Origin of the sequence: uncultured Amnibacterium sp. (assembly GCF_964245895.1) — a bacterium.
In the GTDB taxonomy this organism is placed as follows: Bacteria; Actinomycetota; Actinomycetes; order Actinomycetales; family Microbacteriaceae; genus Amnibacterium.
In genome coordinates, this window is sequence record NZ_CAXTOQ010000124.1 from 1 (window position 1) to 10,554 (window position 10,554).

9 protein-coding genes and 1 pseudogene are annotated in these 10,554 nt (G+C 69.8%); 8 read left to right on the forward strand and 2 right to left on the reverse strand.

Going from position 1 to position 10,554, the window contains the following annotated elements; all coding sequences use genetic code 11:
* From ACFE60_RS14435 to ACFE60_RS14460, 6 genes and pseudogenes are all read left to right on the forward strand, one after another.
* A pseudogene (locus tag ACFE60_RS14435) lies at positions 1 to 693 on the forward strand (glycosyl hydrolase family 32); the annotation flags it as partial.
* Positions 694 to 739: 46 nt separating this feature from the next.
* Positions 740 to 2,071 (forward strand): extracellular solute-binding protein, encoded by a 1,332-nt coding sequence (locus tag ACFE60_RS14440; RefSeq protein WP_375389562.1) that lies wholly within the window; start codon positions 740 to 742, stop codon positions 2,069 to 2,071.
* Between the two features lie 179 nt (positions 2,072 to 2,250).
* Positions 2,251 to 3,120 (forward strand): carbohydrate ABC transporter permease, encoded by an 870-nt coding sequence (locus tag ACFE60_RS14445; RefSeq protein WP_375389570.1) that lies wholly within the window; start codon positions 2,251 to 2,253, stop codon positions 3,118 to 3,120.
* A 4-nt stretch (positions 3,121 to 3,124) separates the two neighbouring features.
* Positions 3,125 to 3,964, forward strand: coding sequence for a carbohydrate ABC transporter permease (locus ACFE60_RS14450; RefSeq protein WP_375389563.1), 840 nt, complete (start codon positions 3,125 to 3,127; stop codon positions 3,962 to 3,964).
* 123 nt (positions 3,965 to 4,087) lie between these two features.
* Positions 4,088 to 6,367: an alpha-galactosidase gene (locus ACFE60_RS14455; protein WP_375389564.1), complete on the forward strand. Its 2,280-nt coding sequence runs from the start codon at positions 4,088 to 4,090 to the stop codon at positions 6,365 to 6,367.
* The gene (locus tag ACFE60_RS14460; protein ID WP_375389565.1) at positions 6,360 to 6,800 is read left to right on the forward strand and encodes a hypothetical protein; all 441 of its coding nucleotides are present in this window, start codon (positions 6,360 to 6,362) and stop codon (positions 6,798 to 6,800) included. The genes ACFE60_RS14455 and ACFE60_RS14460 overlap by 8 nt, the downstream gene beginning before the upstream one ends.
* Positions 6,801 to 6,870: 70 nt before the next feature.
* Here the strand turns inward: ACFE60_RS14460 and ACFE60_RS14465 are convergent, their stop codons facing one another.
* Positions 6,871 to 7,671 (reverse strand): hypothetical protein, encoded by an 801-nt coding sequence (locus ACFE60_RS14465; protein WP_375389566.1) that lies wholly within the window; start codon positions 7,669 to 7,671, stop codon positions 6,871 to 6,873.
* Between the two features lie 58 nt (positions 7,672 to 7,729).
* Complete coding sequence (locus tag ACFE60_RS14470; protein WP_375389567.1) at positions 7,730 to 8,746, reverse strand: aldo/keto reductase; 1,017 nt, start codon at positions 8,744 to 8,746, stop codon at positions 7,730 to 7,732.
* Positions 8,747 to 8,875: 129 nt separating this feature from the next.
* Between ACFE60_RS14470 and ACFE60_RS14475 the strand changes: the two genes are divergently transcribed.
* Entirely contained in the window at positions 8,876 to 9,643 is a 768-nt protein-coding gene (locus tag ACFE60_RS14475) for a carboxymuconolactone decarboxylase family protein (RefSeq protein ID WP_375389568.1), read from the forward strand.
* Between the two features lie 72 nt (positions 9,644 to 9,715).
* Positions 9,716 to 10,554 (forward strand): helix-turn-helix domain-containing protein (locus ACFE60_RS14480; protein ID WP_375389569.1); only part of this gene is annotated, 839 nt, incomplete at its 3' end.

Genomic DNA, 10,554 nt, shown 5'->3' on the forward strand with positions numbered 1-10,554 from the left:
CGCTTCCACGGCCCCTGGCCGGACCTGCACAACACGGAGACCGTCGGTGTCGCGGTGTCCGAGGATCTGCACCACTGGCGGAAGCTGCCCGGTCCGATCGTCCGAGCGGATCCCGCCTGGTACGAGCTGTTCGGCACCTCGACCTGGCGGGAGGAGGCATGGCGGGACCCGTGGGTGTACCGGGACCCCGAGGGAAAGGGCTGGCACATGCTCGTCACCGCCCGCGCCGAAGCCGGTCCCGTCGACGACCGCGGCGTGATCGGCCATGCCACGTCCGATGACCTCACGGAATGGACCGTCAGGCCGCCCCTCACCCCGGCCGGCCTCGGCTTCCAGCACATGGAGGTGCCGCAGATGCTCACGGCGCCGAACGGCGCCCGCTCCATCCTGTTCTCCTGCTCGACCGACGCGCTGGCGGACCGCCTTCGAGCGAGCGGCACACGAGGAGGCGTCTGGGCGATCCCCGTCGGCGCGGACGGTCGTGCAGGCGGAGGGACCGAGCCGGTGCAGGTCACCGACGAGCGGTTCTACTCCGCCCGGATCGTGCAGGACCGGCTGGGCGCTTTCCAGATGCTCGCCGTGGACAACGCGTCCCACGCCACGGCCTTCGCCGGTCGCCTGAGCGATCCGATGCCCATCGACTTCGACGCACGTGCGATCCCGCGTCTGAGACAGCCGGACCCCTCCGGCTGATTCCCGCACAGCTCCACGGCCCCACCCCCACCAAGAAAGGTTCACCATGCACAACCACGTTCGTGCCCGCGCACTGCCGCTGATGGCGGTCGCGGTCGCTACGGCTCTCGCGATGGCCGGCTGCAGCAGCGGCTCCGGTCCGGCACCCGCGCAGACGGGCAGCGGCAAGGGCGACATCGTCATCTGGGCGCACCAGGGTCAGGACAGCGAGAACGCAGCCGTTCAGAACGCCGTCAAGGACTTCAACGCCTCGCAGAAGGACATCAAGGCGACGCTGAAGCTGCTGTCGGGCGACACGTACACCACCACGATCACCAACACCCCGGTCGACAAGCTGCCGGACGTGCTGGAGATGGACGGCCCGACGGTGGCCACCAACGTCTTCAACCAGAAGCTGTCGCCGCTCGAGGGCCTGGTGCCCGCTGCCACGATCAGCAACGCCACCTCCGGCGCGGTCGCCGAGGGCACGGTCGACAAGAAGCTCTACGCGCTCGCGATGTACGACTCGGCACTCGGCATCTACGGCAACAAGAAGCTGCTCGACGCGGCGGGCGTCAAGTACCCCACCTCCATGGCGGAGGCATGGACGCCCGAGCAGTTCACCGCAGCGCTCGAGAAGCTCGCGGCGAAGAGCAAGACGGGCAAGTCCCTGGACATCCAGGAGCAGTACGGGCTCGCGGGCGAGTGGGGCGCGTACGCGTTCTCCCCGCTGCTGCAGTCGGCAGGAGGCAACCTGATCAAGGACGACAAGGCCACCGGCGTGCTCGACTCGGACGCGAGCGTGAAGGCGCTCGAGGAGTTCACGAGCTGGAAGAAGTACGTCGACCCGAACGCCGACGGCAACGCGTTCCCGAACAAGCGCGTCGCGTTGAGCTGGGGCGGCCACTGGCTGTACCCGACCTACTCCAAGGCGCTCGGCGACGACCTCCTCGACCTGCCGCTGCCGAACATGGGCGAGGGCGCCAAGACCGGCGCCGGCTCGTGGACCTGGGGCATCGGCGCGGGCTCGAAGAACGGCTCCGCCGCCGGCAAGTTCCTCGCCTTCCTGCTCAACGACAAGAACGTCGGCGCGATGACGACGGCCAACGGCGCCCCGCCCGCGACCAAGAGCGCGTACGCGGCGGACAAGACGTACCAGTCCGGTGGTGGGCTCGCCCTGTTCGGTCAGCAGCTGCAGAGCACCTGCCAGGCGAGTGACGTCACCGCGTCCTGCGTCGCGGTCTTCCGTCCCGTCACGGCCGGCTACCCGACGATCACCTCGCAGTTCGGCAAGGCGCTCGCGGCCATCTACGGCGGCGCTGATGTGAAGGCCCAGCTGTCGAACGCCGCGAAGGCGATCGACCAGGACTTCTCGGACAACGGCAACTACACCAACTAGCCCGCACGCCCGGGTGGGGCGACTCGCGCAGTCGCCCCACCCGGGCTCGTCAGAAAGCACGAGTCATGTCGTCAGCCCTCGTCCCCAGCGAAGGTGCTGCGGACATCGGACAGCAGTCCACCCGCACACCGATCCCCCGACGCCTCAAGGCCCATCGAGACAACGTCCCGGCGGTGCTGATGACGCTCCCGGCGCTCATCGGCCTCATCGCGTTCGTCGCCGTGCCGTTCCTCCTCGCGATCGTCCTGTCGCTCTACAACGTGCGCATCGGCCAGGTCCGACCGCCGGCCTTCCTCGGCCTGACCTACTACATCCGGCTCGTCACCGACCCGGTCTACTCCGTGCCCTTCCTGCAGTCGCTGCTCAACAACATGGTCTTCGCCGTCGTGGTCATCCCGGTGCAGACGGGTCTCGCCCTGCTGCTCGCAGTCCTGCTCAACCGGAAGCTGCGCGGAGTGGCGATCTTCCGCACCTTCTTCTTCATGCCGGTCGTGTTCCCGATGGCCCTCGTCGCCGTCGTCTGGCGACTCATCCTCGAGCGCAGCCCCGACGGCCTCCTCAACGCCGGCGTGCACTTCATCACCGCGGGGCTCGTCCCGGCGCAGGACTGGCTCGGACAGTCCTCCACCGCGCTGGGCTCGGTCATCCTGCTGTCCATCTGGCAGGGCGTCGGCTTCCAGATGATCATCATCCTGGCCGCGCTGCAGGAGATCCCGCCCGACCGCTACGAGGCGGCCCGGATCGACCGCGCGAACGCGTGGCAGCAGTTCATCAACATCACGATCCCCGGCATCCGGAACACGTTGATCTTCGTCATCATGCTGACGACGATCTACGCCTTCCGCGTGTACGACCAGGTCTACATCCTGATCAAGACGGCCGGCGCGAACCAGTCGGCCACGCAGACCGTCCTCTACCAGGCGACGTCCGCCGTCTTCGACCAGAACAACTTCGGTCTGGCATCCGCGATCACGGTCGTCTTCTTCATCATCATCGTCGCCATCACCGTGGTGCAGCGGCGGATCCTCCAGCAACGAGGCGAGGGCTAGACCGATGCGACGCAGCACAATCCTGGCCAAGGTCCGCGACTACGTCCTCCTCGTCGCGCTCTCCGCCCTGATCCTCGCCCCGATCTACTACCTGATCGTCGGCAGCTTCAAACCCTCGTCCGACGTCATCGACGGGTTCGCGGGCTTCCTCCCGACCAACCTCTCGCTCGACAACTACGCGAACGTGTTCAAAGCGCTCTCCTCCGACAGCACCGGCTACTTCGCCCAGTTCTTCCTGAACTCGGTGCTGATCTCCGGCGTGATCGTGCTGGTCGGGCTCGTGATCAACTCCATGGCCGGGTTCGCCTTCGCCCGGCTCGAATGGGCGGGCCGCGACAAGGTGTTCCTCATCGTGGTGATCCTCGTGATCGTCCCGTTCGAGTCCGCGGCGATACCGCTGCTGTTCATGCTGCAGGGCGGGCGCGACACGCTGATCGTGCAGATGCTGCCGTTCCTCGCGAACGCGTTCTCGATCTACCTCTTCTACACGTTCTTCCTCAACTCCTCGCCGAGCGTGGAGGAGGCGGCCCGCCTCGACGGGCTGGGGGCGTTCGGCACGTTCGTGCGCGTGGTCGCCCCGAACGCAAAGCCGGTCTTCGCGACCGTCGCGATCCTGACCTTCCTCAGCTCGTGGGGTCAGTACCTGTGGCCGTCCCTGACGACGTCGGACCCCTCCGTACGACCGCTGCCGCTCGAGATCGGCGCGTTCTCGGGCCAGCAGCCGGTCGACTGGGGTGCGGTGTTCGCCTTCGGCACGCTCCTCGTCCTGCCGATCCTGGTGCTGTTCCTCGCGTTCCAGCGCTTCTTCGTGCAGAGCGTGGCCTCCTCTGCCGTGAAGGAGTGACCGCTCCGTCGTGAGCGTGGCCGGTCAGCCGCCGACCGGCCACGCTCACGACGCATCGCGGGAGCCCGAGCGCCTCCCGCGATCACCGCCGCACGACCACCAGCGACCCGTACAGGACGACCGATGCACCCGCCGCCGAACGCCAGGATCCTGCTTCGCGCGAACGGCGTAGCACTGGTGCTCGACGTCAGCGAGGGCCGTCTCCCCACGGTCGAGCACTGGGGCGCCGACATCGCGCTGGAGCCTGCGGACCTCGAGGCTCTCGCGCTCTCCGGCCTGCCCCCGGCCGGTGTCTCCCCGGTTGAGCGGCCCGTCCGCATCGCACTGGTGCCGGAGCACTGGGCCGGCTGGATGGGGACGCCCGGGATCACCGGGTCCCGGGCGGACGGTTCCGCGTGGTCGCCCAGGTTCCGCGTGCGTCGCCTCGCAGTCGACGACCGGGACGTCGAGGGCTCGGAACATTCGACGTTCGTCAGCTCGGCGTCCGGGTCAGCCGTCGTCGAGGCCTTCGACCTCGATGCGCAGCTCGAGCTCCGGCTGGACATCGAGCTGCTCCCGTCAGGTCTTCTCCGCATCCGAGCCACGATCACGAACACGGCGCCGGACGCGTATCGGCTCGACCGCCTCGTGCTCGCGCTCCCTGTGCCTCGGGTCGCCGACGAGATCCTCGACTTCGCGGGGCGCGGCACGGACGAACGCATCCCGCAACGCCGTCGCGTCCAGACCGGCGTCCACCTCCGCGAGAACCGACGCGGGCACACGGGCCACGACAGCGCGACCGTGCTCCACGTGGGCACGCCGGGATTCGGGTTCGCTGCCGGAGAGCTCTGGAGCGTCCACGTCGCCTGGTCGGGCAACCACGTCCACTTCGTCGAGCGGCTCTCGACCGGCGAGCAGGTCGTCGGCGGAGGGGAGCTGCTGCTGCCCGGCGAGGTCGTGCTCGATCAGGACGAGTCCTACGCGTCACCGTGGCTGTACGCGAACCACGGTGACGGCCTCGACGCTGTCGCACGACGGTTCCACCAGCACCTGCGTCACCGACCGACGCACCCCACGAGCCCGAGGCCCGTCACCCTGAACGTCTGGGAGGCGGTCTACTACCGCCACGACCTCCCGGTCATGGCCGACCTCGCCGACCGGGCGGCCGCGCTCGGGATCGAACGGTACGTGCTCGACGACGGCTGGTTCTCGGATCGCCGCCACGACCGCGCGGGGCTCGGCGACTGGGCCGTCTCCCCGGAGGTCTGGCCCGGCGGGCTCCGACCGCTCATCGACCACGTGCACGACCTCGGGATGCAGTTCGGGCTGTGGTTCGAGCCGGAGATGATCAACGCCGACTCCGACCTCGCGCGCCTCCACCCCGAATGGATCATGCAGACCGGCGGTCGCCTGCCGCTCGAGAGCAGGCACCAGCAGGTCCTGAACCTCGGCATCCCGGAGTGCTACTCCGACATCCGCCGTCAGATGTTCGAGGTCCTCGACACCTACCCGGTCGACTACATCAAGTGGGACCACAACCGGCAGCTCGTGGATGCCGGGACGTTCTCCTCCGGTCGTGCGGGCGTGCACGAGCAGACGCTCGCCTTCTACCGTCTCGTCGACGAGATCAAGGAGCGCTACCCGAGCATGGAGATCGAGTCCTGCGCCGGCGGCGGCGCACGGATCGACCTCGAAGTCCTGGACCGCGTCGATCGGGTCTGGGTGTCGGACTGCAGCGATCCGCTCGAGCGGCAGTCGATGCATCGCTGGACCACGCAGCTCGTGCCGCCGGAGCTGATGGGTGCGCACATCGCCTCGAGCACGTCCCACATCACGGGCAGGCACCACGACCTGTCGTTCCGGGCCGCGACCGCGGTGTTCGGGCATCTCGGAATCGAGTGGGATCTGCGCGAGGCGACTCCCGAGGAGATGGACGAGCTCGCGGTCTGGATCGAGTTCTACAAGGCGCACCGTCGAGAGCTGCACGGCGGACACCTCGTCCGTCTCGACCATCCGGACGAGACCGTGCTCCTCCACGGGGTCATCGCGCCCGACGCCTCCACGGCCATCTACTCCCACGCCGCCGGCGCGCGATCGCGGAGCGGCCATCCGGGCAGGATCCGGCTTCCCGGATTGGAACCCGAGCGGCGCTACCGCGTGACGCCCGTTCCACTGGGGTGGCAACCGGAAGCGTCCGAAGCGCCGCCGTGGTGGGGACTGACGCACGGGAGGAGCTACGACCACGCCACCGGAGTTCGGCCCGGACCTCGCTGGCGGCCGGTGCGCGGTTCGACCGGCATCGTCAGCACCGGACGGCTTCTGGGCACCGTCGGGCTCGCCGCTGCAGGACTCGCCGCTGAGCACGCGGTCCTCTACCTCGTCGAAGCACTCGGGGACCAGCCGGGGGCGGAGCGGGATGCCTGACGTCACCCCCGTGGAGGCCGGAGCAGCATCCGCGATGCGGCGATCCGATGACGCCGGGATGCTCGTCGACATCGGCGCGGCTGTCCACCAGTTCTCGGCACAGCTCGACGCGGAGCTCAGGCACTCCGTGCACCTCAACCACTTCGAACTGCTCCTGCTGCAGGCCGTCGCCGTCGAGCACGACGGCGCGTCGATCCGGCACCTCACCAGCGCCCTGCACTGCTCGCATCAGCGAGCGTCGATCGCCGTCCGGCGGCTCGCACGTCGCGGGCTGCTGAGGACGGGCCGACGCGACGGCACGAGATCCGGGCTGGTGTCGGTCCTCACGCCGAAGGGTCACACGGAGATCGAGTCCGCCACCGTGATCTACGTGGACCTCATCGACTTGCTTCTGCGGGAGCATCGGCTGCAGAGCTCGTTCGACACGGCGTAGTCAGCGGATCCGCCGCGCGCACGATCACGATGCTGCGGGTCGTGCCCGAGCAGCCGCAGCGGGTCCCGACTCAGTCGTTCACGCTCAGGAAGTAGAGGAACGGTCGATCCGCGTCCACCCGGATCAGCAGCTCGCAATCTCGAGCCGACCGCGGCACCGCCACGGTCGCGGAGGTGGCATCGGCTGATCCCACCGAGGTCGCCCGAGCCACGTCGATCGGCCCATCGGCGCCTTGAGCGCGGAGGATCCAGGAGTACTCGCCCTCGAGTGCGACGACCGCGACTCGCAGCCGCCGTCCGGACGCGATGCTTCCGACGGTTCCCAGGGGTACTCGAGTAGGCCCTGCGCCGGTGCCCCGAACGACGACGACGTGCGGGGCGCCAGCAGCCGTGATGACCGGCAGCACCGCCTCGACGACCTGTCCGAGCCGCTCTCCGCGCAGGACCTCACTCGGGCGCTCGCGCAGAACAGCCGAGACCGTCGCGGCGTCCGACCGGCTCAGCAGAGGCAGGGGCCGCGTCACCACAGGCAGGCCGCGCGAGACCGTTCGTTCCGGCACCGGGACCGTGCCACCCGACTCGATCCCGGCGGTGATTGCGACGGCGATGCAGATCAGACCAGCGACCACGATTGCACCCATGACCCGGCCGCGCGGCCGCGGCAGGTCGCGTGCAGGACCCCCCACAGGATCGAGCGCCGCCTCGCGGATCGCGCGATCCCGCAGCACCTGGTACGCGGCGACATCCTCCACGGTCGCGCCGGGCTGATAGAGCCGAGACCGCCGGACGGCCAGACCTTCGTCACCTGCTCGGGCTGCGAGCGGACGCCCGGACATCCGGTCGTCGTCCGACTCCTCGATGCCGCCATCCACGCAGGGATCATCTCGCCGGAGCCTCGACGCACACGTCTCGCCCCGCGCGCCGAACACGTCATCGTCGCCGTGCCGCTGGTGTGAGCTCGTCCGCGCCGTAGCTGTTGTCGTCCGGGTTGATCGTCGTGCCGGGCGCGACGAGCTGGTCGATGCGGTCGAGCACGTCGTCGGAGAGCACGACGTCGGCGGCGGGCAGCTGCGACTCGAGCTGCTCCATCGTGCGCGGGCCGATGATCGCCGAGGTCACGCCGGGGTGCCGGATGACCCAGGCGATCGCGAGCTCGATCAGGGTCATCCCGGCCTGCTCGGCGAGCACGGCGAGGTCCTCGACGACGTCGAGCTTGCGCAGGTTCGCGGCGCTCGTCATGTCGAACCGGGCCGGCGGCCGCGCGGCGGAGGCCGGCGCACCTGGGGCGTCCTTGCGCCACTTCCCCGACAGCCACCCGCCGGCGAGCGGGCTGTAGGTGAGCGTGCCCATGCCGTAGCGGAGGGTGGTGGGCAGCACGTCCTCCTCGATCCCCCGGACGAGGATCGAGTACGGCGGCTGCTCGGTCACGAACCGGGACAGGTTCCGGTCGCGGGACACCACCTGCGCCTCCACGATCCGGCTCGCCGCGTACGACGACGAGCCGATGTAGCGGACCTTGCCCTGCCGGACCAGGTCGGTCAGCGCGCCGAGGGTCTCGTCGACGTCGGTCGTCGGGCTCGGGCGGTGCACCTGGTACAGGTCGATGTGGTCGGTGCCGAGGCGGCGGAGGGAGTCCTCGACCTCGCGGATGATCCACCTCCGGGATCCGCCGCTGCGGTTCGGGGCGTCATCCATGGGCATGAAGAACTTGGTGGCGAGGACGACGTCGTCGCGGCGACCGGCGAGCGCCTTCCCGACGATCTCCTCCGAGCGGCCGGAGGAGTACACGTCGGCGGTGTCGACGAAGTTGATGCCGGCGTCGAGGGCGCGGTGGATGACGCGGATCGAGTCCGCCTCGTCGTCGTTGCCCCACGGCCCGAACATCATCGTGCCGAGGGCGAGCGGGCTGACCAGCACACCGGTGCGGCCGAGCGGGCGGTACTGCATGGGGGACCTCCTGGTTGGACGCCGTCAGTCAACGCCGGATTCTGGGCGGGCGGGAGGGACTGGCAGCCCCTGCTCCGGCACGGGCGCCGTGGCTACCGTCGATGCGACCCACGAGCGCGAGGAGCAGGCATGGCGATCAACGAGCGAGCGAAGGCGAATCACGACGAGCTCTTCCCGGGGCACGTCTCGACACTGGCGATCACGGACCCCGACCTGATCGAGGTGTTCGACGACTTCGCGTTCGACGAGGTCCTGCAGCACGGCGAGCTCGACACCCGCGTGCGACTGATCACGCAGCTGGCCTCGATGATCGCGACCGGGTCGCTGGCGGAGTTCCGGGCGATGCTCGGCGCCGCACTCACCGTCGGCGTGACGCCGGTGGAGGCGAAGGAGGTCGTCTACCAGGCGGTTCCCTACGTCGGCCTCGCCCGGGTCTTCGACTTCCTGCACGCCACGAACGACGTCCTCACCGACCGCGGGATCGAGCTGCCGCTGCCCGGCCAGTCGACGACCACGCCCGAGACCCGTTTCGAGAAGGGGCTGGCGCTGCAGAAGCGGATCGTCCGCGACGACCGGGTCGATGCGATGTACGCGGCCGCGCCCGCCGACAGCGCGCACTTCCAGCGGTTCCTGTCCGACGACTGCTTCGGCGACTACGTGACCCGGGACGGCATCGACCTGCCGACCCGGGAGCTGCTGACGTTCTCGATGCTCGCCGCGCTCGGCGACGCGGACCCGCAGGTCAAGGGGCACGTCGCCGCGAACCTCCGCGTCGGCAGCGACCGCGCGGTGCTCCTCGCCGTCCTGACCCGGCTGCTGCCGTTCATCGGCTACCCGCGCACCCTCAACGCGCTCGCGGCGATCGACGAGATCGCGCCGGCGGAGGCCGACCGATGAGCGGCCGGCAGCCGTGTCGGCAGGTGCCAGCAGCCCCTCCCCGCGAGCCGACGCCGGACCTACCGTGATCGCATGGACGCGCACACCGACATCCGCGAGTTCCTCACCTCCCGCCGCGCACGGATCACCCCGGACGCGGCCGGGCTGCCCGCGTACGGCGGCAACCGCCGCGTGAAGGGGCTGCGGCGGGAGGAGGTCGCTCTGCTCGCCGGCGTCAGCGTCGACTACTACACGCAGCTCGAGCGCGGCCGCCTGACGGGCGTCTCCCAGGCCGTCCTGGAATCGCTGGCCCGCGCCCTGCAGCTCGACGAGGCCGAGCAGGCGCACCTGCACGACCTCGCCCGGACCGCCGACGAGTCCCCCGTGGCGCCGCGCCGGCGCCCCAGCACGGATCAGGTGCGCGCACCCGTGCAGCGCCTGCTCGACGCCATGGTCGCCGCCCCCGCGTGGGTGCGGAACGACCGGTTCGACCTGCTCGCGAGCAACACGCTCGGCCGTGCGCTCTACGAGCCCGTCCTCGCGATGGCCGGGCGGCCGAACACCGCCCGCTTCGCGTTCCTCGAGCCGACGGCGCGCGAATTCTTCCGGGACTGGAGCCGGACGGCGGACGACTGCGTCGCCACCCTCCGCGGTGCTGCAGGTCGCAACCCGTACGACCGGAGGCTGACCGATCTCGTCGGCGAGCTGTCCACCCGCAGCGTGGAGTTCCGCGCTCGCTGGGCCGGCCACGACGTCCGCTTGCACCGCACCGGCCTCAAACGCCTGCACCACCCGGTCGTCGGCGACCTCGACCTGACCTTCGAGGCGCTCCCACTGGCCGCCGGATCAAGTTGGAGCCTGCTCGCCTACACCGCCGAGCCCGGCTCGGCGACCGCAGACGCCTTGGCGCTGCTGGCCAGCTGGCAGGTCAC

Bases quoted from the DNA above. Each gene is read 5' to 3' on its own strand.
- ACFE60_RS14440 (WP_375389562.1), top strand. From the start codon at position 740: ATGCACAACCACGTTCGTGCCCGCGCACTGCCGCTGATGGCGGTCGCG.
- ACFE60_RS14445 (WP_375389570.1), top strand. From the start codon at position 2,251: ATGACGCTCCCGGCGCTCATCGGCCTCATCGCGTTCGTCGCCGTGCCG.
- ACFE60_RS14450 (WP_375389563.1), top strand. From the start codon at position 3,125: ATGCGACGCAGCACAATCCTGGCCAAGGTCCGCGACTACGTCCTCCTC.
- ACFE60_RS14455 (WP_375389564.1), top strand. From the start codon at position 4,088: ATGCACCCGCCGCCGAACGCCAGGATCCTGCTTCGCGCGAACGGCGTA.
- ACFE60_RS14460 (WP_375389565.1), top strand. From the start codon at position 6,360: ATGCCTGACGTCACCCCCGTGGAGGCCGGAGCAGCATCCGCGATGCGG.
- ACFE60_RS14470 (WP_375389567.1), bottom strand. From the start codon at position 8,746: ATGCAGTACCGCCCGCTCGGCCGCACCGGTGTGCTGGTCAGCCCGCTC.
- ACFE60_RS14475 (WP_375389568.1), top strand. From the start codon at position 8,876: ATGGCGATCAACGAGCGAGCGAAGGCGAATCACGACGAGCTCTTCCCG.